Origin of the sequence: Planococcus sp. MB-3u-03, from assembly GCF_002833405.1 — a bacterium.
GTDB lineage: Bacteria > Bacillota > Bacilli > Bacillales_A > Planococcaceae > Planococcus.
In genome coordinates, this window is the sequence record NZ_CP025135.1 from 2,813,641 (window position 1) to 2,838,824 (window position 25,184).

Here is a 25,184-nt window from a genome sequence, read left to right on the forward strand (position 1 = left end):
TAAAGTTTTCGAGGTGGACGGATGCGAAAAAGCCCGCCGCAACACACGGCAGGCTTTCACTGTTTCAATTACTTATCTGATGGTTTATGCGGCAGGCGGATGGTGAACTTGGTGCCCTTGCCTTTTTCGCTTTCCACCGAGATTTCCCCGTCGTGCAAATTGACCAATTGCCGGACGATGGAAAGGCCCAGCCCGAACTGGCCGCTTCCGCGCGAAACATCCGCTTTATAGAAACGGCGCCAAATCATCTCCAGTTCATCAACCTCGATGCCGTTCCCGGTATCTTCCACTTCCAGCACGGTCACCTCCGATTCTGCACGGGCACGCAGGAAAATGTCCCCGCCATCAGTGAATTGGATGCTGTTCTTGACGATGTTCACCAGGATTTGGATCAGCCGGTCCATATCCCCATAGATCATCTTGCCAGGCTCGGCTTCGATCAACAAGCGGTCGCCTTTTTCGGCTGCCTGTAATTGCAGCTGTTCTTGAATAATTTCCAAGAGCTCGGCCGCTTCAATCTCCTCTTTCATGAGCGTCACTTGATTCGACCGGATTTTCTCATAATCCAGATTTTCATTGACGAGGCGCATAAGCCGCTTCGTCTCATCGCTCACGAGACGGATGCCTTTTTCGCGCTGCTGTTCTTCGATCATGCCGCTCTTCAATCCTTCGATAATGCCGGCGATGGTCGTAAGCGGCGTCCTCATCTCATGCGACACATCGGCCATGAAGCGCCGCCTGCGGTTTTCGAGCTGTTCGATTTCTTCATTGGAACGCTGTAATTTGTCCGCCATGACATTGAAGTCATGTGCCAAATCTCCAAATTCATCAAAATTCGATTCCGGTAAATTGACTTGGTAATGCCCTTCACTGATCATCGAAGTCGCTTTGCGCATGCGCTGCAGGCGCGTTACGTGGATTTTTGCCAATAGTAGGCTAAGCAGCAAGGCGAATGGCAGGGAAATGGCGATCACTGCGACCAGCGTCCGGTTCAATTCCGTCACCATTTCACGAATGCCGCTTACAGGCGAAGCCAATAACACCCCTCCTGCCAGCGTGCTGCCTTCAACATATGGCAGCGCCACGAATGTCATTGACCGCTCAAAGCGTTCGACATCCCGATAGACGACCAAGGTTTCGCCGCGCTCGATGACATTCCATTCTTCAGGAGTCAGCTCGACCGACGGAAAATTGCCGTTGATCGGATAAAGGATCCGGCTTTGCTGGTCGAAGACGATGAAATTGATGTTCTGCGCTTCAAGCACCGTTACATAGGATTGCAGATCCGTCCCTGGGCGTGCCTGTTCCAGTTCTTGGAGGATCTGCTCGCCGTAGCGCTCCAACTCCTCCGCCTTGTCCGAATACGCCACCCGCTCGCCGTAAAAAATGAACAGCGTGCTTAAAATGGCCACCGCAAACACGAGGACGCCCATATGGCTCGCGATCAATTGATAGAAATACTTAACTCGCAAGTTCTTCAAATTTATAACCTACTCCCCACACCGTATGGAAGAGCTGGTCCCCTTCCGGAATTTTTTTGCGCAGCCGTTTGATATGGACATCAACCGTCCGTTCATCGCCGTAGAACTGATAGCCCCATACCTGTTCGAGCAATTGCTCCCGGCTGAACACTTGCTTCGGATGCTGCAGGAAAAAGACCAGCAGATCGAATTCCTTTGGCGTTAGATTGTCGATTGCTTGGCCGTCTTTGACGACTTCGCGTGTTTCTTTCCTGACATGGAAATGGGATGTGCGGATGCCGTCCTCAGCCGCTTCGCCTTTTCGCGCCCTTCTGGTCACAGCTTTGATGCGCGCCATCAAGGTCAAAGGGCTGAATGGCTTGGTCACATAATCATCTGCTCCCATTTCAAAGCCGATCACTTGGTCGGATTCACTGTCTTTCGCTGTCAGCATGATGATGGGGACTTCACTCCCTGTCTCCCGGATTTTCCGGCATAGAGTGATGCCGTCCATTCCTGGAAGCATCCAATCCAGGATCAGCAGGTCAAAATCCCCTTCCTGGAATTTTCGGTAGCCTTCCAGCCCGTCTCCAGCGAATTCACCTTCAAGCCCCTCTTTTGAAAAAAACAATTCAAGCATCGAGCTGACACTCGGGTTATCTTCCACTACCAAGATTTTCATGATTCCCACCTCCAGATTTCCGGTCCAATGTCCGTGTCAAACCCAAAAAGCCGCCCTGAAAACGAAGGACGGCCACGTGGTTTAAGCATTCTTTTCTCGCTTTTTCAGCTTATCATAGAGGCTGCCGATCATTTCATAATCGATGGCGATATTGTTTTCGTACGCATATTTCACGCCGTAACCGAGCGCCAGTGTCATGGAGCTCGCCACTGTACCGCCGATGATCGAACCTGCCCCAGGCACAAACTTCAAAGCCTGCCGGTAGAGGGTATGGCCGATCGTCTGCGTTGCAGTAATGACGATCATGTCTTTCGCTGCTTTTTTCGTCAAAGGCTTATCGTACAGATTCGACAGTTTGACAATGAGTCCGACCTGCAGCGTTGTCAGCGGCAATACGTCCGATCCAGGAATCGGTGATGCGCCGATGATTCCTGCTGAGACCCCGGCCCCCACGATCCAGCGCGTGGCGGCAGACGATTTCTCTTTCATGCTTTTGGCGAAGAGCAGGTCTTTCCCCTTCTTTTCCAGCAACAGCAAAATTTCCTTTTTCAGCAGATCCAAATTCTCTCCCGTTTTTGAAGATACCGGGATCACTTTGTATTTATTGTTTGTGTGCCCTTTGATGAATCTGATGATCGACGGGATATCTTCTGCCGCATCGATTTTATTGAGGACAATGAGGATGTCTTTATTATGTTTTTCGATCTCGGCGAATTTTTGTTTTTCACTATCTGAAAAGACCGTTCCGGCAGCATTCAGGAAAAATAGCACGACATCCGATTGCTGGACGAACTCCAAAGTCTTTTTCGGGTTTTCATCATTCGGGTCATTGAGCCCCGGTGTATCCATGAACTTGATGTTTTCGAGGCCGCGGATATTATAAGGGTCCACGCTGACCGTTTCGCCAGGCATCGGGTTGGTGCTGGCAATGTCTTCACCGATGATTTTATTCACCGTCGTCGATTTCCCGGCATTGACTTCACCAATCAATGAGATCAGCAAATCCTGCTCGAGCGTATCGCTCACTTTTTTCATCTCATCTTCAAACACTTTATCCATCGCACGCATGACTTCATCTTCGAATTCCTTAACCATTGGCCAGTCTCCTCCTTCAAGATACTTATCCCTATTATAAAGGCTTCCGGCGTTCGCGACCATTTTCAGCCATCCCCTGCACTCGCCACCAGCCCTATTTCATAGTAGCATGAAAGAAATATGTGAATTAAAAAGGAGTGCCTGTCCATGTGTGAACACCCTCATGTCATCGGGCTCGATGTCGATCCTGAAACCCGCTGCCGCCATTACCATTCGGAAATCGACCGGATCGCCATCCGCTTCCATTGCTGCGGAGATTACTTCGCTTGCTTTGCATGCCACGCTGCATTCGGCTGCAGCAACACATCCGTCTGGCCAAAAGAGCAGTTCCACGAAAAAGCCATTCTATGCGGGGCATGTGGCAACGAGCTGTCCATACGCGACTATCTCGATTGCGCTTCTTCCTGCCCGTGTTGCGCAGCCGCGTTCAATCCAGGCTGCAGCCTCCATAAACATTTATATTTCGAAGTTTAAAATGACTTGGGATATAATTCCAACTAATAAAATAACCGCCCGAAAAGCTGGATTCCCAAAGCTTTTCGGGCGGTTTTGAATGGGTCAGTTCACTTTCAGGCACATCGCGAATTGCTCTCCTTTTTTGCCCATTACTCTTCTGCCGGTATCTTCAAACCCGGCTTTTTTATAGAGATTCTGTGCAGCGGTATTGCGCGCATTGACACCGAGCACGACTTCGTCAAAAGCTTCGAATTCTTTTTGCAGAAAAGCCGGCAACGCTTCAAGAGAGCCGGTCGCGATGCCGCGTCCTTGAAATTTCGGATTGACGGAATAACCGCGCAAAAGCAAAGCTTTCGGATTATCGGAATAGCGTTTTCGGTCCTCCGATTCATCCAGCTCGAAAAATCCGGCCACTTCGCCGCGTGCGCGTATGACGATTAGATGCTTTTCCGGATTCCCCGCATCCCGCTTGATGAGGTCCTGCGGCATCATAGTGAATTCCTGCTGGTCCGCTGGCAGATTATAGGAGACATCTGTTCTTTTGGTATAGCAATGGAGCGTCACTTCACTTTTTCTAATCACGAAAATCGGTCCCCCTACACTAGTTATTCATTCTCTAACGTTACGACCACGACTTCGGGCAAATTGAAAACGCGCAGCGGAAATCCACTATTTCCAAGGCCCCGGCTCAACACAAGCTGTGTATCACCTGATTCGAATACGCCTTCTGTCATGCTCGGAAACCAGCCTTGCCCAGGGGCAATCAAGCCGCCAAGGCCGGGAAAGCGAATCTGGCCGCCATGTGCATGGCCGGCAAAAACGACATCGATGCCTTCGCTAGCGTAAGTCTCCAATTGTTCGGGCCGATGGGCAAGCAGCAAGGTAAAGGCGTCGTTAAGCCCGGCTTCTGCGATGCTGTTGCGCGTGAACTCCTCTTCATGCAGATAGATATCCATCAATGGATCGTCGATACCTGCAATTTGTATAGCTTCCCCGTCCTGCTCCCACATGACCGAGCGATTGCGCAGCACTTCTACACCGCGTTCTTCGAGTGCGGGAACGATTTCATCATCCAGCCGATTTGATGACACTTCGTGGTTGCCGATGACATAATACACTTCGCTCATCTCCACCAGCCCGTCGACAGCTGCCAAGCTTCTCTCTAAATCGTAGCGGTCACTGTCGATCAAATCTCCGGTAATGAAAATAACATCGGGATTTGCCGCTTCGACTTTATCCAACAGGGATTGCTGTTGGTCTCCAAATTCAGCATTGTGAAGGTCCGATACTTGGACGATGCGTTTGCCGGCAAATGCATCCGGCACTTTTTCCGATTGGACCGAATATTCGGTCGCGACAATCCAGTTATTATTGACCCAGGCAAACCCCAGCAGGAGCAATGCCACAAAAATCAATGCGATCAGTTTCTTCATATTCTATTCCTCAATTCATTAGTATGGCCCGTGTATCCATTGTGTACGAGTCCCGGTTTGGCAAGCATAGCCTTTTCGCTTGAATGGCCTGCACGGAACGGAAATTCCACTGCAGCATGAAAGTTCATTAGCGCTGCGCCAAATCCTGTTCTTATTCTACCAGCATTCACCCAAAAGAAAAGCAATCAGCTAACGCAGCTGATCGCTTCAAACTTTCGTTTTTGCACGGTTTCTTTTCGAGAACCAAATGCCCAGTGCCGCCAGTCCTATCAGGCATACAAGCGAGATGGCGAGCGTCCAGGTCAGCGCTGTCGCATCCGGCCCGATATCCAGGAAGGATGCCGCATAATTCGGAAGCTTTAACGGCGACCATTCCCAGCGGCTGCCGAACAGGCTGTCAACAAGCTGTAGAATAAGCAATGCGGCAAGCGTCAACCCAGCAGCCAAGCCCGCATTCGGCATAGCCGCACTCGCGAATAAAACCAAGGTGACGACCAGCACCATCCATAAACTATAAGTCGCCGCAAATGCCACGAACTCTCCGAACGGCACCGCTGAAAACAGCACAGCGGTGTAATAATAACCTGCCAAAAAGCCAGCCCACACGCTGATCAATGCCACGATGGAAGCCATCAGCCATTTGCTGAGAAAATAGGATACATACGATAAAGGACGTACATATAAAAGAGTGGCCGTGCCGTTTCTACGCTCGTCAGCAATACTGCCCATATAAGCGAGAACGAGGACAAGCATGCCGATCAGCTGAAATTGACCCATGACCGCCACCAGTAATTGTTCGGGTTCAGGATCCGGCAGTTCGATGACGGCACCGTCTGGCAAACCGCCTGTCGCATCGAGAATCTGAGGAAGGTAATAATTTGATAAAGGTTCTGTGACGCCCAACAGAATGAAGACGACGGGAATCCAGAATATCTTATAATTGCGCAGGTTCTCACGCCATTCCTTCAATAGCAGTGTCGAAAATTGCTTCATTTCCCTGCCACCACCTTCAGGAAAATATCTTCCAGGCTGGCGGTCTCTTGCTCGACGCCGACAACAGGCAAGCTCTTGACTGACAGGAAGCGGAACACATCCTGCATGATCGGCCCTTCTGCTTTTATAGGAATAATGGCTGCTGTGCCCTTAATGGCAGCTGGCCAAGGCGATTCGCGCACAAACCTTTCCGCAGCGTTAGTGTTTTCAAAGCGAATCCGAATTTGCGGGTCTGCATAACGGCTGCGCATCTGACTAAGGGAACCGTGTTCCACCAAGCGCCCATTCTGCATAAACAATAGCTGGTCCGTCATTTCTTCCGCATCGTTCAAAATATGGGTAGAGTAAAGAATCGTCGTTTGCCCGAGCAATGATTTCAATAGCTCCATCACTTCCCTCCGCCCAGTCGGGTCCAAGGAAGAAATCGGTTCGTCCAAAAGCAGCAGGCTCGGCTGGTGCACCATCGCCTGTGCCAGACCGAGCCGCTGCTTCATGCCTCCTGAAAAACCGCCGATTTTCTTATTGGCCACTTGGCCTAGTCCTACAAAGCCCAGAGTCCGTTCTGCCTGCTGGCGGGCTTTTTTCGAATCGACGCCGCTCAGCTTGGCGGCCATTTCCGTAAACTCCAAAGCCGTGAGCCAGGGAAAGAATCGCGGATATTGCGGCAAAAAGCCGATCGATAAGTTTTTCTTGCGCTGGATTTCTCCTGTGGTCGCTTCCAACAGCCCCGCAAGCATCGACAGCGTCGTAGTCTTCCCGGCACCGTTTGGCCCAATCAATGCCGTCGCACTGCCTTCTGCAAGTTCAAAGCCCAATCCGTCCACTGCTTGTTCGGTGCCGAAGCGCTTTGATAATGACCTGACTTCCAATACGTTCAATAATTCCGCCTCCCTATGACAAAGTACAGAATCGGCCCGATGATATTCAACAAGACGATGATCGCTGCCCACATCCACTTCGGACCATTCGGATTCGGGTTTCTAATCAAATCCACTAATGCGAATATCATCAATGCGATCTGCAAAACCAGAATAGGCAGCACCAATAGAATTGTGCGTTCATCCACCATGTCCATGTTCCTTCCCCTGCCCTTCTTTTGCCTCTGTTGTTATTTCGCTGCGTCTGCCTGCTCTCCCTGCATTTGTTGCATAAAAAAGGACCGCCATCAGCGGTCCTACAGCATTCATTGATTCACCATTTCAGCTTTAGCAGCAGTTGCCGAAGAGCATCCCGATGTTCTTTGGCGATCGGCCATCCGTTGATTTCCTCCAGCAATTGCTGGCGGCTGCCGAAGCCTTTGACGAATCCGTTCAGCCGGGCAGCGAAAGTCGATTGCGTCAGCAGACCCGCATCTGGATAAAGTTCAGCCAATTGTTCGAGCGCTTTCGGATAGCGCTTCAAATAATATTTCTGATGGCGCTCCTCCGCTTCCGTAAATCCGTCGAACGGCCGGATCTCCGTTTCGACCGGCTCATTCAGTTGCTGTTCTTTTTCTTTCTTCAGTCTCTCAAGGATGTGCTTTTGCTCTTCAGACTGCCAAAACATCAAGGAAATATATTGGCGCCCTTTATAAGCGTCGCGGTTCGGGTAATGGCTGCTCCAAAATTCCCTCACGATCTCTTCAAAGTGAATCTGTCTGGGATCAAATTCCACTTGGATGGTTTCTGTATGGTCTCCCATCTGCCGGTATGTCGGATTGTCCGAAGTGCCGCCTGCATAGCCGGTCCGTGTCCGGATTACGCCAGGCAATGAACCGAACTGCGCATCCGGGCTCCAAAAGCAGCCCATTCCGAAGGTTGCGGTTTCGAGATTCGCTGTATCTGGGAAATCCTGTTCAAGCGTTGAAATCGTTGTGTTCTCCATATCCATTTCCTCTCCTTAAGAGCCGCCCTTTGTGCTTCGGGCCATTTTTCCTTATGATAGTAGCAAGGAGTCCATAAAACAAATCGAACGAAAGCAGGTGTATCTGAATGACTGCGCGTAAACAGGACATCACCGCTTATTTCCGCTCACTCGACCGGCGTTCGTTCATGGATCGCCACCAGCAAGATGCCGAGCGCGACGAAGCTTTGCCGATCGGATATGGCCAGACGATTTCACAACCTTCCCTCGTGTTGGAAATGACGCTTGCCCTCGATCTCGAAGACCATCACAAAGTACTGGAGATCGGCACAGGATCTGGTTTTCAGACGGCGCTGCTGGCAGCCTTTTCGAATGAAGTCTATACAGTCGAAAAAATCCCTCAGCTATCTGAGAGCGCAAAAAAACGGCTCGAAGCGAAAGGATTCGAAAACATCTTTTTCCTGCTGGGCGATGGCAGCCTCGGCTGGCCTGAACATGCACCGTACGACCGGATCATCGTCACTGCCGCTGCTTCGGATATTCCAAAAGAATTGGTAGACCAATTGGCTGACGACGGCCGCATGATCATTCCTGTTGGCAGTCGATACAGCCAGGACCTTCTCGCCATCGATAAATCCATCGATGGAAAATTGGAAAAGACAGCGCTCGAAGCTGTCCGCTTTGTGCCATTGAAGGGGAAGTATGAAAACTAGGGAATAGAAAATGAAGGGCATCAATCGCCATCTTTTGAGGCATTACGCAAGACTGACCAGCCGAGCAAAAATAGGAAAGCGGCTGTTCCGAGCCATAGCGATTCATAGAAAACGGGGGCGCCGGTGTCCCTGACTGTATGCAGATTCAACAGCAGGCGGAACACCAGGCTGTCGAAAATCAGCAGCACGCCGCCTCCGATTAACGCGCTTCCTGAAAAGCGCGCTGGCCAAAAGGCTTTTCGCCTGGCCAAATCTGCAGCGATCCATAACGATAAAACCGTCAAGGCCCAGCCGATGACCTGGTAAATCCCTTCCCCGGTCAAAATCGCTTGGGGACCATTGCCTTCGTAGAAATGATGCCATTGCAAGAAAAAGTGGAAAATGCTTTGTTCGAGCACTGAAAACATCCCAGCTCCGAACAATAAGCCCGCCCAAAAGTTCCGGGAAGTGTGGACGCGCCGGTTTCTTGCTGTCGTAAGATCTGTCTTGCGTTCTGCCGAAACCATTCAATCCACCCCTTTTGAATTCCGTCCATACCTGTTTTTCCATTTATACCCGCTCTATCAGCCAATTAATCGTTGTTGGCCGTTCAGGGCATTGCACGCCCAAAATAAATATTGCATCCCCCACACGTATTACATTATCCAAGGAGGCGACCCATTTGCAGAATTCCAAAACCATGCAAAGCGAAATCGGCGGCTATATTTCAACCGTCATCCGTGAACACTTCGGGAAAGGCCCGACTTCTGTATTCGTTATTGTGAAACCACCCTTTGTCATCGTACATCTCAGAGGATTCCTAAGCCCGACAGAAAAGATTCTGCTCCAAAAAAGCGAGTTCAAACGTGTGATGGAGATCCGCCACTTGCTGATCGAAGAACTGAAACCAGATATTTGCGATGCCTTCTCCCGTGCTTCGGGCGAAAAAGTCGAATCGATCTATGCCGATTGGCATCTGGAAAACCAGACCGGCATGCTCATCGGGGTCATGGAAAACCGGGAAGCTGCCGCTGAATTTGACTGGCAGTCTGAAACGACGCAAGAAGCACTCCAAGAGTCAGTAGTGGAAGCCAGCCGAAAAGCCGAAAAAAAACCCGAAAGCACCGAGTTGTTCTGGTTGAATGACCGGACCTTATTGATCGAACGGACTGGCTTTCTTGTGGAGATCGAACGTGAATTGATTCGCAGTGGCCTGGCCGAAGAACTGAAACAAGTGAAACGGCCGCTCGAGAAGCGCTTGCTTTTGAAGGAAACCCAATTTCCTGAATTGCTCAACCGGGACATCCGTGAAATTTTCCTCGACTGGGAATTCTCCACAGATATAAGCTATATACTCGTCCTGCTCGAACCCAAAAAATATAGCTGACATCAAAAAAGCCGCCCATGAGGCGGCTTTTTTCTTTGCTTATCCCATTTGTCCGACAGTGGACTGTGCCGTTTGGCAATACGGGCAATACTCATATTCTGTTTCCGCCAAGTTCTCCACATAATCTGCTTTATCCGTAAATTCTCTTTGATCTATAGGCGTTTGCAAAAAGCCACAGCTATCTCCTGCAAACTGGCTATGATGGATTTTTTTCGTTCGATGATCTACAAAATAACCCATTACTGCTTCCCCCCCTATAAAAAAAGCCGAAAAGATCCTCTCAAAATGAAAGGAATCTTTTCGGCTTTGCCTCCGGCACTATAGTCCGCGGCATTTGACCTGTTATATACAATTGTTGCATTTCAATGATTCCTATTGTACATGAACACGCACCATGTGGCAAAGAAATCACTCCAAATGGAAGCCGGCCTCTTTGATAAGACGGATAATCTGGCTTTCTTTGACCTTGGTTTCGTCCAGCTCCAGTTTGACTTCGCCGTCTTCCACATCAACTAAAGCCCGTTCAACGCCTGGTTCTTTCAGCAATAAATCTTCCAGTTCGTGAATTGGGCGTTGTGATTTCGCTTCTTTTACATACATCGTCATTTTTCTCATCATCGATTCTCCTTTCTGTGCATTTCCCGGGAAATATCAAAACTTCATTTTCAGTTTACCTTCTTCCAGTTCCAGGCTGGCGTTGAACTTTTTGCCGTTCTTCGAAACAAACCCTTTAATAACCGGTGTTTTCCCTTTGGTGCATAAGTATTCGATATGTTTGGCGGTCAGCCTTTTTTTCAAAAACACCGCCGGGAACGATTGCTTGCAGCCATTGGCATGTTCCGTACAGCCATACGAGCCCCTGCGGGAAACAATCGATCCTTTCCGGCAGCGCGGGCATACCGCAATTTCCGTTCCTTGCAATGCCGGCATCTGGTCCGGCATGCCGTTGCTGCGCAATTGCTCCGGCACGTCCTGCAGCAGCTTCTCGATAAACTTGCCGATCGTGGCGAGAAAAACTTCCGACGAACCTTCGCCTTTGCCGATTTTTTTCAAATAGCTTTCCCATTTTGCCGTCATCGACGGGCTTGATAGCAAATTCCCTTCAATGGCCTGACACAGCATGCGCCCTTTTTCGGTGACTGATACGATGTTTCTCTTAACCTCAATATAATTATGCCGTTTGATCGTTTCAATGATGCCGCTGCGCGTCGCTTCTGTTCCGAGCCCTTCGACTTCCTTAAGGATTTCGCTGTCGGCTATGTCTTCCGCGAACTTCCCGCAGGTTTTCATCATGGCGATCAGCTGCCCTTCCGTATAGGGCTTTGGCGGAGTCGTCATGCCTTCGACAATGGCAACCGCTGCCGCTACTTGCTCATGGAGGGCCAATTCGGGAAGCGGCGGATCCTGCTTCGCTTCTTTGGATGTTGGAAATAAGGATTTCCAGCCTTTGTCGAGCTCTGTCCGGCCCGTCGTATGGAATTCGAGCCCTTTGACATCAGTCACGACTTTCGTTTCGGCATAGCGGTAATCCCGGTGGAACATGCCGAGTGCCGTACGCATCACTTCTTCGTATAAATTCCGTTCATCCTGCGGCAACCCTTCTATTTTACGGGCTGTCGGCAAACTCTTCGTCGGGATGATGGCGTAGTGTTCCTGCACTTTCGAGTTATCGACAAAACGCTTTTTCGGCGTTTTCGAGGCAATCGGAAACGGGGCATCGATGAGCTTTTGGTAACTTTCCACTTGGGCTGACAGATAGCCAAATACCGCCGACGTGATATGGCGCGAATCGGTCCGCGGATAGCTGACGAGCTTCTTCTCATAGAGCTTCTGCATCGCCGACAACACTTTTTGCGGGCTGTATTTCCATTTCCGGTTTGCTGCTGCCTGCAGGCTCGATAAGGAATGCAGAGGCTGCGGCGGGATATGCTTTTCCGCCGTCTTCAATTCTTTGATATGGCCTTGCGCTTTGCCGTCCGTCAATTCATGGGTGGCCAAGAGCTCTTCCGCTTTTTTGCGCTCTTTCGCTTTCAGTTTCGCTTTTCCTTTATAGCTGCCTTTCGCGGACTTGAACTTCCCTTCGATTTCATAAAATGGCTCGGGTTTGAAGGCTTCGATTTCCTTTTGGCGCTGATAGATCAAAAATACCGTCGGCGTCTGGACGCGACCAATAGCAAAGACTTCGTGGATGCCGCGTTCTTGAAGCAGCAGCGAGTAAAGCCGCGAGCCGTTCATGCCAACCAGCCAGTCACTGATTTGGCGCGCACGCGCTTCCTCATACAGGCGCAAGTCTTCCTCATTGTCGCGCAAATTGCGGAACCCTTCGCGCACTTCGTCGACTTCGAGTGAATTGATCCACAGACGTTTGATTTGTTTGCCGCGCACGCCGGTTTGGCGGTAGATGCTATAGAAAATATTTGAGCCTTCGCGGTCCACATCGCAGGCATTGATGACGGTATCGGTTTCTTTCAGGAGTTTCTTAATGATATTGAATTGCTTCGATTTGCCGCGCGCTACTTGGAATTGGTATTCGACCGGCAGAATCGGCAAAGACGCGAGCGACCATTTGCCCCATTTCGGGTCGTAGGCTTTCGGCTCTTTGAGTTCGACGAGATGGCCGATGCCCCACGTAATGAACGCACCTTCTGGAAAAATCGGATTCGCCGCCACTTCCATATAGCCTTCCCGCTTCACCGTCTTGAATGCATCGCCATACGCTTTCGCCTGGCTCGGTTTTTCGGCTACAATTACTGGTTTCATGCTGTTCTTCCTTTCCCATGCTCTTTGTTTCATTGTACTCTTTCCGGTACAAATTCCAAATGAAAAACTGTTTTACAGAACACGGCATGGCCGCGCAAGATTTTTTCAATCTATTAACCACTTCGCTTGTCATTTCAGGTCCTGGTTTGCCTTTATTTTAAGTATTGCTTTGCATATGCATCGAAAAACCCCAACTATCCCGTAAGGACAAGGTTAGTGGAGTTTCAATTTAAATGTTGAACTTTCGTTCATGATTTTAAACTTGCCAGTAATGTATTCTAGATTTCAATTACTAACAAACCTAGCCTTCACCGCTTACTTTTAAGTTAAATTGGAAACTTACCTTCAGTCTGTTGGGGCAGATTTTTTTATATTATTTCGAAGTTGTTCTAAAAACATATTGGCGGCACTGGAGAACACTTGGTGCTTTTTCCAAATGATATTTAAGTTCGCTTTTAGTTTCGGAAGGAGTGATTGCTATTCCCGGTTTTATTCACTAACTTATCCAGACAAATTGCATAGCCAATGTTTTCTTCCACTATCAATGCCGCGTTGTAAATCAAATTATATGTTCCAATAACATTGAGGTCATCAATGCTTCCCCAACCCCTCCGGAAATTTTCGTTGCTGGCTGCTGTTGGACGTGAGATTAACGAAGGCTTATCCATCAAGTCGTTAGGTTGAATACACGGCTTTTATACGAGGGCCGGTCTTTTCGCATCCATACACCGCATAGGTCAGTCGCTGACAGTTTTATATAATCGTATTTCTGTTTGTCCGCTGGTTCGATGAAAATGCCAAAATCCAGCAAGCGATTCTCCAATTTGTCAGGGGAGTTTGTTCATCTTTAGTCCATTGTTTGTTCGGAAACGTTCGCCGTATGTGTTGACTTAGAACAAAATTTCCAAAAACCTTGCAAGTCAAAATTTTAGGGTAAATAAAAAAATCCATTTTGTATTGGATTAAACAACATGGATTTCTTTCAGTAAATTTAATATTGATTGTTATAAAACAGGAGACTTTTGAATAACTAATTTTCGATTAGACTTTTTCCTTTGAAAAAGATAAATAGGAGAATTTCATCAATACATAACTAATCAAGCTTATTCCAAAAAGAACGATCAATACTGGTAATTGCAGATACAAGAAAAGGATGAAGACGACAAGAATAGCCATTATTAACGTATGCATTGGCCGGGCAATGACAAGAATGAATGCATGCTTTGGATACTGCCAAACCTTTAAATTATAATGAACAAAAACTGAGAAGATGTACAACAAACTGAGAAGGTATACGAATATAACAACCATTGTCGTGCTCATCAAGATTGTATAGAGCATATCCTGATTTACATAATGCAGTACTTTTAAATCCGTATACAACACCAGTCCAATTAGCAGCATCATATACCCCACAACATTGGCTGCTACAAACTCCTCTTTAAATTTAGCCCAAAACAACTTGATCATGGAACCATTATCTGTTTCCATGATCATAAGCCGCATAACCGCAAATAACGCGGCAGTCGCAGGAAAAATTCCTAATACCACCAAACCGGAAAAGGAAAATAATAACCATAATAAATTTAACAACACTAAATTAAATCCCCAATTCCCTAATCGCATATACCATTGTGTGCCAAACATAATTCCATGTACCCCCATTTACGCCGGTAAAATCGATTCTACAGCTGATTGCATCGATTTGTCTACCGATCTATTAGATGACTTCATCCAAAGTTGGGAGAGCAGAAATTGCCCCTACTCGTGTACAAACAATTGCGCCAACTTTATTGCTTATATACGTCATTTTTTTGATTTTCTCAAAGTCCTGCAAAACTTCTTTGGGATCCTTCTCTTGGGCAAGCTGGTATAGCATTGCGCCAACAAACGCGTCCCCCGCACCTGTCGTATCTATAGAATCTATTTCAATGCTTGAAACTAGTTCTTGCTTATGGCGATTGGAAATTAACGTTCCCTTTTTCCCTAGTGTAAGGGCGATTAAGCTTGGCCCCACTTGGTGCAAAATCTGGATTCCGACATTATAATCCTCTGTACCCGTAATAATCGCTAATTCTTCCTGACTGACTTTTACAAAGTCAGCTATGGCAATTCCCTGTTTCGTTAACTCTATAAAATCGGATTTTTTTCCTTTCCAGAGATCTGAACGGTAATTAGGATCAAACGAAACAAATTGCCCATCTTTTTTTGCCAACTTCATTGTATTCAAGTATGTCAATTGGAACGACCCTTCCAATAAAGCGGTGGCAGATCCAAAATGGAGGATGGCAGCTTCCTGTAACTTCCCTTTATCCACCTCTTCTTCATTTAAATATGCGTCGGCTCCCCTATTGAAAAAAAAGTCCCGTTCCCCATTCTCCATCAAAGAAACAAAAGCCAAAGTAGTCGGGTTCACATCGTCAAATACAAGCATGGAAGTATCCACATGTATTTTTTCCAACGTGTTTTTCAGAAACTTGCCAAACGGATCGTTTCCCACTTTGCCGCAGAACAACGCAGTTCCACCTAATTTCACAATGGCTGCACACACATTAGCAGGTGCTCCACCCGCCTGTTTTTCAAAAATATTCCCGTCCACTAAATTATCTTCTGCATCTTTACAATAAAAATCGATTAACAACTCTCCGATACAAACTACAGACGGCTTTTTATTCATACTCCTACTCCCCTCATTAATTTTCAAACGACCTTATTCTTTAAATTTAAAAAAGAGGAAACAATCAAATGCTTCCTCTTTCCTAAATAACTAAACCATATGAAACTTCCTATTTTATAATGTTACATGTTTAGTAGGAATTGCAACATACCCATTTTTTACGGTCGTTTTGCCACCCCGGCTATAAAGCGTTATGCTTTCACAGGTTTCGTCCGGATAAACTAAACTTGTTATCGCATAAGTGCCATCATTAATAAAGATTTCAACGGAGCATTTATCAATAATCACCCGTAATTGCACTTGGTTTCTCTCACTCATTTTAAGTTCTTGGTCCGTCGAGAACATATCGGAAAATTCGACATTTCCGGAATTTCTTCTATTTAATAAGATCACGTTATTTAATGCATCATACTCGATTGTAGTGATGTGGGTTGACGTATGATTCAATGTAATGCCAAATTGCTCCGCATCGTTCTCTACATCCAAAAATAAGTCCACATATCGCTCATTCACTTCGATTTTCTTTGGCTGAGAAGTATTTACTTCATAATTTTGAAGATCTACTGTTTTTTCAAAATAAGAACCGAGTTCTTCCACTGGGAATTGAATGACTTTGTATTTCCCTTCTACGTTTCGAAGGCGCAGCTCTCTTGGTATCGTCATCTGATGTCTCCAGCCATCCGTAGGCACCACATTGGCATATCTCCAATTGCTCATCCACCCCAGATAAATTCGGCGACCATCTTCCTCCGGAATATCTGAAAAGCTAACACCCGCATAATTGTCCCGCCCATGGTCCAGCCATCTGATGTCATCATGTTCCGAAGTAAAGACAGAACCATCAAAAGTACCAACAAAATACTGTGTACGCGAGCCCGTGCTTGAAATTCCATTGTCACCGATACTGACGATCAAAATCCATTTTTCTTCTCCAGTATCTTCCGCCTTTAGTTTAAATAAATCGGGACATTCCCACACCCCATCATGAGAACCTACGTTATCACCAAACTCACTTTCAAACTCCCAATCGATTAAATTTGATGAAGAATAAAAAGAAATCGTTTGGCCTGTTGCTAATGACATAATCCATTTATCTGTTTCTGCGTTGCGAAAAACTTTGGGATCTCTGAAATCACTTTTGGATACATGAGAAAGAACCGGATTGCCTTCATATTTCATCCAAGTTCGTCCATTGTCTTTACTGTACGCCAAACTTTGCGTTTGCTTGGGCACTATTTCAGCACCGCTATCCTGGTGGTGCGTAAAAATAGCGACTAAACCTGGCTCATCTGGAAAGAATCCTGTCGTATTATGCCAATCCACCACGGTACTTCCAGAGAAAATAGTTCCGTGCTCATCCGGATATAAAGCTATTTCAAGCTCTTCCCAAGTGATCAAATCCTTGCTGACGGCATGTCCCCAGTGCATTGGGCCCCAGATATTTTCATTCGGATTATGTTGAAAAAACAAATGATATTCACCTTTAAAATAGATCAATCCATTTGGATCATTTAACCAATTTTTTTTTGTTGCAAAATGCAAACTAGGTCTGTATTGTAAAATTTCTTGTTTTGTCAATTAGTTCTCCTCCATTACATAGCAGTTCGATCGTAACCTTTTTGTTTAATTTCTAGCCATTCCTGTAAACCAAGACGATCCAATTCCTCCAAGTATTCGTTCCACTCTTTCCCTACAGATCCATTTCCAATCCATTCAGCTTTTTTCCGCTGAATATACGGCACTAAGTCTGCTTCAATAGTAGAAAGACGCTCTAGTTCTTCTAGACTGAAAAATACTTTCGGGTATATATTATCCGCTTCCATATGCGGAACCATAACTTCTTTCATTTGTTCCAATCTCTCAGCAGCATCATCAGGCTTTGTCGTTACTTCCCCATAATAACTGTCCAGTATTGCCAATGGCCCTCCAACGGAAGTTCTCTCTCTTAATTCAACAGGCGCAGTCCCTTCTAGGCTGAGGTGTTTTAATATATTTTGCTCTTTATCAAATTCAAAGATATTCTGCATATCTTCATCCCCAAAAGTACCCCAGTTGTTTTGTACAGACTGATGGGGGTCATAGAATTCATCCACCCATTTTGCCGTTAATTCAAGATTTTGGTTGGCACCTGTAATAACCATTTTCGAACGATCAAAACCCATCCCATTTGTTCTGGCAACATTTTTTTGGCCATTTGGACCTTCTAAAGGGGGCATAAGCGCATAATCATCATTCGATCCTGAAATATTTGCTTTATCCCAAGTAAAATACATTCCGTAGCGTCCTTCTTGGCCTTTAGCTACATAAGTAGACCAGTCCTGTTCAAAGGCTTCAATATCAATTAATTTTTCCTTATGCAGTTCATTCATGAAATTGATAGCTTCTTTGTATCCTTCATCGCTGGATGTTAATCTAACTTCTCCATCATTAGTTACAACGGTGTGATCCCAATTATCACCCAGACCAAACGAGCCAAATAAGAATCCTGGATCCTGTCCGCCGTCATTTACAATAAATGACATCGGAATTGTTTGTCCGCCTCCAGCAGGATCATTCTCTTTAAAAGCGATTAGCACTTCTTTTAATTCCTGAGTTGTTGTAGGCATTTCCAGCCCCAATTCCTCCAACCACGTTACGTTTATCCACGGAAAATTATCTACGGAGTGAATGCTTTCTTTTCCTTGGCCCAGTTCTTCTATCCAAGGGAATGCATAGATATTTCCGTCCGGTGCCGTCATCATGTCTTTATACTCCGGCGCTTTTTCCAACACTGCTTGCAGATTCGGCATATGTTCCTCTATTAAATCGTTTAGCGGAATAATCGCGCCATCTTCTGCCAGATTTAATAACTCATAATCACTATAACCAGCGTTGTGGATTGCATCTGGCATATCCCCACTCGTCATCGCTAAATTCCTTTTCTCACCAAATGTTTCTCCTGTAAAGTTTCTCCATTCAACATGAACATTTGTATTCTCTTCCAATCGCTGATTGAGCAACTTTTCATTGGGATCTTCAGGGCTAGAGGCGAACTTTGTGTCATGATTTTCAATGTCACTTTTCTTCCAACGGAAATGAAATATCAGAAAGTCCATAATCCTCTGACCAGGTATTGTTGCCATCACCGCTGCATCCAGAAATTACTGTTCCGATGATCAGCAGCAATGAAGTTGCTTTTAAACTCTTTTCATCATAATTTCCCACTTTCCTTATTTTAATGAGCCTACCATTACGCCTTTTCAAAATACTTTTGGAAAAAGGATACATAATTAGTAAAGGCAAACTTGAAACTACAATAGAAGAATACTTTATCATTTCTGCAATTTTTGAATCTCAGCCCTCGCAAGCTGATCTGCAATCATGCCAGGCTGCACTTCATTCTGGATAAGAATTTCACGCAATACCAGCTGTAATGGATAAAGCGATTGATCTTCGAGATAAATCATTGCGTTGAAATAAGAATTCCACTGGCCTATAAAAGCATATAAAGCTAATACAAAATAATCGGTTTGGAAAGTGGCAAGATAATCTGTAAAATATTTTGAGATCTGAAGCACCATCAATTCTTGCCGCTTCTTTCAGTTCATTTGGCAATCCTTTAAAATATGTTCTGGAAAGGATAATATTACATACACGGACAGCCCCTGGCAAAAGTATTGCCAAAGGCGTATTGATAATACCAAAATCGTTAATCAGCAAATACGTAGGGATCATCCCGCCATTAAAGAACATTGTGACAATAAAGAAAAGCATAAATAACTTTTTCCCTGCCAAGTTGTCTACGGATAAAGCGTACCCAGCAAGAACGGAAAACAAAACAGATACAATAGAAAAGCCTCCTGCATAAAGAATCGAGTTAAGAAAGCCTCTAACAATGGAGCCATCTTCAAATATCCTTATATAACCATCAAGCGTCCAGTCATCCGGACTAAATGATATGCCTTTCGTCAGCAATACATTCGGAGACAGAAATGAGCCAAGTAACACATACAAAAGTGGCGCAGTAATAATGAGCACAATTAAAATTAAAATGATTTTATTAACTAAGAGGAGCATCCTATCTGTTTTCGAATTATTTACAAGATCAATTTTCGATTTCATTGAATTGCGCTCCCTTCTAGTAAAGTGTTTCACCATTTATTTTTTTGATAACAGTATTAGCAACTACTAGTAGAAGCAAACTAATAACAGAATTGAATAATCCTACAGCAGCTCCAAATGACCAATCCCCAGCTTGTAAGCCTCTTTTATATACATAGGTATCAATAATCTCTGAAGCAGGCAGGTTCATGTCTGTTTGAAGTAAATACGCTTTTTCAAAACCAACGCCCATAATTCCGCCAATTGCTAAAATAAACAAAACCGCCATCGTTGGTTTTAAAACTTGAAGGTCAATATGAATGATTCTTTGTAGAAGGGAAGCACCGTCAATTGTTGCTGCATCATGAAGCTGTGGATCAACATTCGACAATGCCGCAACATAGATAATTGATGAAAAACCTGCAACCTGCCAGACACTGGATGCAATGAATACGCTTCTGAAATAAGAAGGATCTGTCATAAAGGCAACGGGCTCATCCATAAATAAAGTCAAAAATTCATTAATCGGGCCTGCTGGCGATAAAAAGATAAATAACATTCCCGATATGACTACTGTTGAAAGAAAGTACGGTGCATAGATGATTAATTGAATATTTTTTTTAACTTTGGCTCTTCTCAACTGATTTAACATCAGTGCCAAAATGACAGGGATAGGAAATCCGATAAGAAGTTCAAAAGCGCTTAGCTTTATCGTATTCATGAATATTTGCTGAAAGTTGGGAGATTGTAAAAAATTAATGAAATGGTCGAAACCAATCCATTCACTTCCCATAATCCCTTCGATCGGGCTGAAATCTTTAAAGGCGATTGTCACCCCATACATTGGTATGTAATTGAATATAAATACTAGGACAACAGCAGGTACTAAAAACAAATACAGGATGAAATTATTTTTGATATAGTTTTTACGGCTTTCTTTACTTTTGGTTGCCTGGCTTGTTTTCTCAGCTACTACTTTCGCCATAAAATTTCTCCCTTCCTTAGGCTTCATCAGTAAAATGCAGTATATTATTTTATTAACACCTATTAAGATAGCGCTTTCACAAAGTTTTATCATACAGAACATCTAGCTATCAACAAACATGTTAACCGGTTGACATGTTGTCTTGTAAGTTTGATTATAGTTACATCCGTTTTTCTGTCAACCGGTTAACATAAAAACCAAAAATTTTAAATATTGACTCCCTTTGTTTTTATGTTGTTTCGCTTTCAATTAACTTTATTGGCAACTTCCACTCAATTTCCGATTCCGGTTCACCATTGATTTGTTTCAATAATAATTGAACGGCTAACTCTGCAATTTCCTTTACGGGCTGCTGAATCGTACTTAGTTCCGGCAAGAGCATTCTGGTTGTTTCTGAACCATCATAGCCAATCACTTTCAACTCACCGGGTATCTTTATATTCCTTCTCTTAGCTTCTCTTATCACACTTGCTGCGATAAGGTCATCACTCGCAAAAATACCATCCATATTTGGATTCTCATCAAAAATAGTTTCGATAATATTTTCACCCATTATATAATTAAGCGGATCATATTGATTTTCTCTCATAACATCTTCATACGCATCTCTTCTGAAATTTGCAGGGGTTTCCAAAGAAGGAGAACCGTTAATATGAATGATCTTTTTACACCCTTTATCGATCAACAATTGAGTAGCCTTTTTCCCACCATCATAATTATCACTGGATACAACAGGGGTATTTTCGGATAAATACCGGTCAATGCCTACCAACGGAAGATGTCGGTTGTTATATTCTAGAATCCCTCTATTATGAGATCCTGCTATGATTCCATCTACTTGGTGTCTTTGCAGCATTTCTAGATAACTCTTCTCTTTATCTTCACGGCCTTCACTATTGCATAATAATACTTTATAGCCCAGAGATTCACAGATATTCTCTAAATGGAAAATCAATTGTCCATAAAAGGGATTGTTTGTAGTTGGGAAAATAAGGCCAATGATAAACGTCTTATTGATAAAGAGGGACCTAGCTATTTCATTTGGATGATAATTTAACAGTTCTACAGCTTCATATACTTTCTTTCTTGTCTTTTCACTTATGTAACCGCGATTATTCAGCACTCTTGAGACAGTTGTCTTCGAAACACCAGCTTCGTTAGCAACATCATCTAATTTTACTTTTTGATTTACATTTCCGTTTGTATTTTTCACTATTCATCACCTTTACTGTCTCTTTGCTAATTCAACTTTTGTTTACCTAATTGAAAGATATTTAGATAGGTCCATTCTGTTGCTATACTACTTGGAAAATAAAAAGTACTTGGTGATCCAACTGATAAAGCAAAAATGAGTTTTATTCATTATCTATGTGAAACATTCATCTTTTCAGACTTATACCTCTTGATTAGCACTCCTTAAATAGGCTTCCCCTTCTAATTCAAAGCTCCTAAAAATAACAATAGCTTGAATTATTTATATGATAACATGTAATGATAGGCATAAAAACATTCCTTTAAACATGATATCCAAAGGGATATAGCGGTGCAACTTTTAAAATCAGCAAAGTTTTTTAAAAAAATTATAACTCACTTTCGGCGTAAACATCGTGATGCTGTAACCGTCAAGTAGAAATCAACTGTTTTCATCAATTAAGACTCTACACCTTGATTGGTGAATAAGGTTTTTCGATATCTCTCCCATATACTGTCTTGCGTCTCGTCAAAGGTGAGAATTTCGCTTTTGTGAAGAAGACGATCTGAAATGTCCGTAGCTAAGGTCGAATCCCCTGAGAATTCAGCCCATTTACTTGGGCCTTTACTCGAAGTCATAATGAATACCGCTTTTTCGTATATTTCCTAAATGATTTGCAGGCGTTGATTTTCCAGGGCCCTCAAAAGTTTTTTTGATATTATGATGGACTTTGTAAATGCCGATCCGTTTAAGCTACTTCATACAGACATTCTGCCAATCGATCAAATTGGTAAACTTGCGGTTTTTAACAAAATTGTATTTTACATAAGATATAATTGAATATACAATGTCCTTAGCAAGAAAATATGATTGCTATATTGTTTTAAATGCAGCTCCCACGACTGAAATTACACAAAAAGCGGACAAAATTCTTATCCTTTTTCAGGAGAAGTATCTAGTAGTAGAGCGAAATAGTATTTTCATAATTTGCGGTATTACCTCCTTATGGTATTAAAACAATGAACCTCAGAATGTTTCGTATTCTGAGGTTCATTATTTTTTAACTTGGGATAATATACGGATTTTCATCAAAATATGAACCGATCTTTACTTAATAGCTATTTTAATAAAAGAATCAGACTGCCATCACGAAATTCGTATTGAAAAGAGGAATTCGATGATCAGCCAATTGAGTAAAATCTATCCTTCTCTCCAAGTCTATACACAAGGCGCCTCTGCCGCCGATCCGGAATATAAATGGTTTTCTGGTGCAGAGGGTGTAGTAGTCGGTATCCATGAAACAGAGCTGGCCCAAAAAGATTTATCGTTGTTATCGGCATTTCTTACTCCATACAATCCACAATTCCCGATTCGCACCGATGAAAAAGAAATGGCTCGATGTAGTAAGTTCAGCCACACCCGAAGAAGTGATCAAATTCCCATTGGATTCTTTATATCGCTTCGTCCATTTTCGATCCAAAAAAACAGATCAGTCCGGCAGTATTCAAGCAAGCAGTGAATGATTTTCCGCACAGCAAGTTTCCATCCTGTGGGAAAATGATCACGAAGGCATCCTTGTCGAACACATGATCAAAGAGGATGGGCCTATCTCCTATGCGGAAATCATCGATATTTTGATGAGTGACCTTTACGTCAAAATCCATTTTTGTCGGCCCTTTCCGAGATACCTTGAACGATGCGCCAGCTCATTACCGAGCGGTGATTGATGTTGCGAAGACCATGGCACTTTATTCCACTAAAGCTGTGACGGGCTATGTAGATGCCGTTCCTTATTTACTGATTGGCCAATCTGATCGTGCCGTGCTCAATGATATCAAACAGATCATCCTACAGTCCTATCAGGGCGATGAAGAAACCATCAAAATGCTCCAAACTTTGTCCGCAATAACTTAAATATTTCAGAAACGGCAAAAGCGCTGCATATGCACCGCAACAGCTTGCAATACCGGCTCGATCGCTTTCATGAAAACACCGGCATCGACGTCCGCAAGTTTGAACACGCCATGGCAGTCTATTTGGCGATATTGATCAAAAGTAAATGTGCACAAAAACGCTTTCATTTTAGGCAGTTTTGACATTCTCTTAGCATTGGTTATCAGTTATGCTTTTACCAACAACATTACAATATTGGGGAAAGCAAATGACTGGCTTATCATTAGTGAATATCAAAAAAAAATACGAAAAAGACGTGGTGTCTGTAAAAGACTTTAACCTTGAAATCCGCGATAAGGAATTTTTGGTATTGGTCGGCCCTTCAGGCTGCGGAAAATCAACAACACTCCGCATGATCGCTGGACTGGAAGATATTACAGAAGGCGATTTGTATATCGGTGACAGAAGAGTCAACGACGTTTCACCAAAAGACCGCGACATTGCAATGGTGTTCCAAAACTACGCGTTGTATCCGCACATGACTGTTTATGAAAACATGGCGTTCAGTTTGAAATTGCGCAAAATGAAAAAAGATGAAATTAAAACACGTGTGGAAAATGCATCGAAAATCCTTGGATTGGATGACTACTTGAACCGCAAACCGAAAGCGCTATCTGGTGGTCAGCGCCAACGTGTTGCTCTAGGCCGTGCCATCGTGCGGGACGCAAAAGTCTTCCTGATGGATGAGCCTTTATCCAACCTGGATGCAAAACTGCGTGTGCAAATGCGTGCAGAAATCCAGAAATTGCACCGCCGCCTTCAGACAACAACTGTCTATGTAACACATGACCAGACAGAAGCTATGACGATGGCGACACGCTTGGTTGTTATGAAAGACGGATTTATCCAGCAAGTGGGTACACCTAAAGAAGTGTACGACTTGCCGGAAAACATGTTCGTTGGCGGATTTATCGGATCGCCGTCCATGAACTTTCTGATCGGCAAATTAGTCGGTGAGCACTTTGTGATAGGTGACAGCAATATTCGAATTCCTGAAGGCAAGCTGAAGATGCTGAAAGAACAAGGCTACGAAACGAGAGACCTCGTCCTCGGCATCCGTCCTGAAGATATCCACGATGAGCCGCTGTTCCTGGAGCATTCACCGCATACTAAAATCAAAGCGTACATCGACGTTGCAGAATTGATGGGTGCGGAAATCATCCTTTATTCTCAAGTCGACAATCAGGATTTCGTAGCACGCGTCGACTCACGCTTCAATGTTAAAGCAGACACGACAATCGAAATCGCGTTCGATATGAACAAAGCACATTTCTTTGATAGCGAGTCTGAGCTGCGCATCCGCTAAGTTAATGATACTGGTACCTCTATAGCAAAAAGCTCTACAAAGGGCTGTCCCAAAAAGTCGTTTTCATGACTTTTTTAAGACAACCCTTCTAATTGTTATCTAAGTATCTCCAATTCCAATAAGTGAATTGAACCGAAAAAGTTAGACGAAAATTTAAGCAGCTTGCTCGACATGAGTTTGGTATTCAACCG

Annotated in this window: 27 protein-coding genes and 2 pseudogenes; 7 read left to right on the top strand and 22 right to left on the bottom strand. The window is 44.4% G+C overall.

Features of this window, described 5'->3' with window-relative positions:
* Positions 1 to 68 precede the first annotated feature (68 nt).
* From CW734_RS15310 to CW734_RS15320, 3 genes are all read right to left on the bottom strand, one after another.
* A complete protein-coding gene (locus tag CW734_RS15310; protein WP_101192218.1) occupies positions 69 to 1,472 on the bottom strand; it encodes a sensor histidine kinase in 1,404 nt (467 codons plus the stop codon).
* Complete coding sequence (locus CW734_RS15315) at positions 1,462 to 2,142, bottom strand: response regulator transcription factor (RefSeq protein WP_101191572.1); 681 nt, start codon at positions 2,140 to 2,142, stop codon at positions 1,462 to 1,464. The genes CW734_RS15310 and CW734_RS15315 overlap by 11 nt, the downstream gene beginning before the upstream one ends.
* An 81-nt stretch (positions 2,143 to 2,223) precedes the next feature.
* A complete protein-coding gene (locus CW734_RS15320) occupies positions 2,224 to 3,237 on the bottom strand; it encodes a GTPase (RefSeq protein WP_101191574.1) in 1,014 nt (337 codons plus the stop codon).
* A 147-nt stretch (positions 3,238 to 3,384) separates the two neighbouring features.
* Here CW734_RS15320 and CW734_RS15325 point away from each other — a divergent pair, with 147 nt between their 5' ends.
* Entirely contained in the window at positions 3,385 to 3,711 is a 327-nt protein-coding gene (locus tag CW734_RS15325) for a CHY zinc finger protein (RefSeq protein WP_101191576.1), read from the top strand.
* Positions 3,712 to 3,795: 84 nt separating this feature from the next.
* Here the strand turns inward: CW734_RS15325 and CW734_RS15330 are convergent, their stop codons facing one another.
* The 6 genes from CW734_RS15330 to msrA all read right to left on the bottom strand — a co-directional run bounded on the left by CW734_RS15330 (position 3,796) and on the right by msrA (position 7,982).
* Entirely contained in the window at positions 3,796 to 4,275 is a 480-nt protein-coding gene (locus CW734_RS15330) for a GNAT family N-acetyltransferase (RefSeq protein ID WP_101191578.1), read from the bottom strand.
* Positions 4,276 to 4,298: 23 nt separating this feature from the next.
* Positions 4,299 to 5,126 (bottom strand): metallophosphoesterase, encoded by an 828-nt coding sequence (locus CW734_RS15335; protein ID WP_101191580.1) that lies wholly within the window; start codon positions 5,124 to 5,126, stop codon positions 4,299 to 4,301.
* 207 nt (positions 5,127 to 5,333) lie between these two features.
* Positions 5,334 to 6,119, bottom strand: a complete 786-nt coding sequence (locus tag CW734_RS15340; protein WP_101191582.1) for an ABC transporter permease — start codon at positions 6,117 to 6,119, stop codon at positions 5,334 to 5,336.
* Entirely contained in the window at positions 6,116 to 6,997 is an 882-nt protein-coding gene (locus CW734_RS15345; RefSeq protein WP_101191584.1) for an ABC transporter ATP-binding protein, read from the bottom strand. Before CW734_RS15345 ends, CW734_RS15340 begins: the two co-directional genes overlap by 4 nt.
* A complete protein-coding gene (locus CW734_RS15350) occupies positions 6,994 to 7,194 on the bottom strand; it encodes a PLD nuclease N-terminal domain-containing protein (protein ID WP_180956291.1) in 201 nt (66 codons plus the stop codon). The genes CW734_RS15345 and CW734_RS15350 overlap by 4 nt, the downstream gene beginning before the upstream one ends.
* Before the next feature lie 116 nt (positions 7,195 to 7,310).
* Positions 7,311 to 7,982 carry a peptide-methionine (S)-S-oxide reductase MsrA gene (gene msrA, locus CW734_RS15355; RefSeq protein WP_101191585.1) on the bottom strand — a complete coding sequence of 224 codons (672 nt, stop codon included), beginning with the start codon at positions 7,980 to 7,982 and terminating at the stop codon, positions 7,311 to 7,313.
* Between the two features lie 107 nt (positions 7,983 to 8,089).
* Here msrA and CW734_RS15360 point away from each other — a divergent pair, with 107 nt between their 5' ends.
* Positions 8,090 to 8,674 carry a protein-L-isoaspartate(D-aspartate) O-methyltransferase gene (locus CW734_RS15360; protein WP_101191587.1) on the top strand — a complete coding sequence of 195 codons (585 nt, stop codon included), beginning with the start codon at positions 8,090 to 8,092 and terminating at the stop codon, positions 8,672 to 8,674.
* 20 nt (positions 8,675 to 8,694) lie between these two features.
* Here CW734_RS15360 and CW734_RS15365 read toward each other — a convergent pair whose 3' ends face one another.
* Entirely contained in the window at positions 8,695 to 9,180 is a 486-nt protein-coding gene (locus tag CW734_RS15365) for a DUF2243 domain-containing protein (protein ID WP_101191588.1), read from the bottom strand.
* Positions 9,181 to 9,335: 155 nt separating this feature from the next.
* Here CW734_RS15365 and CW734_RS15370 point away from each other — a divergent pair, with 155 nt between their 5' ends.
* A complete protein-coding gene (locus CW734_RS15370; RefSeq protein ID WP_101191590.1) occupies positions 9,336 to 10,040 on the top strand; it encodes a Na-translocating system protein MpsC family protein in 705 nt (234 codons plus the stop codon).
* A gap of 39 nt (positions 10,041 to 10,079) precedes the next feature.
* Here CW734_RS15370 and CW734_RS15375 read toward each other — a convergent pair whose 3' ends face one another.
* From CW734_RS15375 to CW734_RS15425, 12 genes and pseudogenes are all read right to left on the bottom strand, one after another.
* Entirely contained in the window at positions 10,080 to 10,280 is a 201-nt protein-coding gene (locus tag CW734_RS15375; RefSeq protein ID WP_101191592.1) for a hypothetical protein, read from the bottom strand.
* Positions 10,281 to 10,448: 168 nt separating this feature from the next.
* Entirely contained in the window at positions 10,449 to 10,655 is a 207-nt protein-coding gene (locus tag CW734_RS15380) for a heavy-metal-associated domain-containing protein (protein WP_101191594.1), read from the bottom strand.
* A gap of 36 nt (positions 10,656 to 10,691) precedes the next feature.
* Entirely contained in the window at positions 10,692 to 12,800 is a 2,109-nt protein-coding gene (topB, locus tag CW734_RS15385) for a type IA DNA topoisomerase (protein ID WP_101191595.1), read from the bottom strand.
* 345 nt (positions 12,801 to 13,145) lie between these two features.
* Positions 13,146 to 13,626: pseudogene (locus CW734_RS19775) on the bottom strand (LysR family transcriptional regulator); the annotation flags it as partial.
* Positions 13,627 to 13,841: 215 nt separating this feature from the next.
* Positions 13,842 to 14,447 carry a YesL family protein gene (locus tag CW734_RS15390; protein WP_157824174.1) on the bottom strand — a complete coding sequence of 202 codons (606 nt, stop codon included), beginning with the start codon at positions 14,445 to 14,447 and terminating at the stop codon, positions 13,842 to 13,844.
* A gap of 73 nt (positions 14,448 to 14,520) precedes the next feature.
* Positions 14,521 to 15,477: a carbohydrate kinase family protein gene (locus tag CW734_RS15395; protein ID WP_101191599.1), complete on the bottom strand. Its 957-nt coding sequence runs from the start codon at positions 15,475 to 15,477 to the stop codon at positions 14,521 to 14,523.
* Between the two features lie 114 nt (positions 15,478 to 15,591).
* Positions 15,592 to 17,055, bottom strand: coding sequence for a glycoside hydrolase family 32 protein (locus CW734_RS15400; protein WP_101191601.1), 1,464 nt, complete (start codon positions 17,053 to 17,055; stop codon positions 15,592 to 15,594).
* 14 nt (positions 17,056 to 17,069) lie between these two features.
* Positions 17,070 to 18,599 (bottom strand): extracellular solute-binding protein, encoded by a 1,530-nt coding sequence (locus tag CW734_RS15405; RefSeq protein ID WP_332871005.1) that lies wholly within the window; start codon positions 18,597 to 18,599, stop codon positions 17,070 to 17,072.
* A gap of 87 nt (positions 18,600 to 18,686) precedes the next feature.
* Positions 18,687 to 19,578, bottom strand: a pseudogene (locus tag CW734_RS15410) (carbohydrate ABC transporter permease).
* A gap of 16 nt (positions 19,579 to 19,594) precedes the next feature.
* Entirely contained in the window at positions 19,595 to 20,542 is a 948-nt protein-coding gene (locus CW734_RS15415) for an ABC transporter permease (protein ID WP_101192220.1), read from the bottom strand.
* A 229-nt stretch (positions 20,543 to 20,771) separates the two neighbouring features.
* Positions 20,772 to 21,755: a LacI family DNA-binding transcriptional regulator gene (locus CW734_RS15420; protein WP_101191602.1), complete on the bottom strand. Its 984-nt coding sequence runs from the start codon at positions 21,753 to 21,755 to the stop codon at positions 20,772 to 20,774.
* A gap of 437 nt (positions 21,756 to 22,192) precedes the next feature.
* Positions 22,193 to 22,396 (bottom strand): ATP-binding protein, encoded by a 204-nt coding sequence (locus CW734_RS15425; protein WP_257968680.1) that lies wholly within the window; start codon positions 22,394 to 22,396, stop codon positions 22,193 to 22,195.
* Positions 22,397 to 22,911: 515 nt separating this feature from the next.
* On the opposite strand from CW734_RS15425, the gene CW734_RS19235 reads away from it, so the two are divergent.
* The 4 genes from CW734_RS19235 to CW734_RS15435 all read left to right on the top strand — a co-directional run bounded on the left by CW734_RS19235 (position 22,912) and on the right by CW734_RS15435 (position 24,993).
* Complete coding sequence (locus tag CW734_RS19235) at positions 22,912 to 23,253, top strand: hypothetical protein (RefSeq protein WP_232787091.1); 342 nt, start codon at positions 22,912 to 22,914, stop codon at positions 23,251 to 23,253.
* Between the two features lie 122 nt (positions 23,254 to 23,375).
* Complete coding sequence (locus CW734_RS19240; RefSeq protein WP_232787092.1) at positions 23,376 to 23,648, top strand: hypothetical protein; 273 nt, start codon at positions 23,376 to 23,378, stop codon at positions 23,646 to 23,648.
* 29 nt (positions 23,649 to 23,677) lie between these two features.
* On the top strand, positions 23,678 to 23,830 hold the full coding sequence (locus tag CW734_RS19245) for a helix-turn-helix domain-containing protein (protein ID WP_232787093.1): 153 nt from the start codon (positions 23,678 to 23,680) through the stop codon (positions 23,828 to 23,830).
* A 65-nt stretch (positions 23,831 to 23,895) separates the two neighbouring features.
* Positions 23,896 to 24,993, top strand: a complete 1,098-nt coding sequence (locus CW734_RS15435) for an ABC transporter ATP-binding protein (protein ID WP_101191606.1) — start codon at positions 23,896 to 23,898, stop codon at positions 24,991 to 24,993.
* Positions 24,994 to 25,184: the final 191 nt, after the last annotated feature.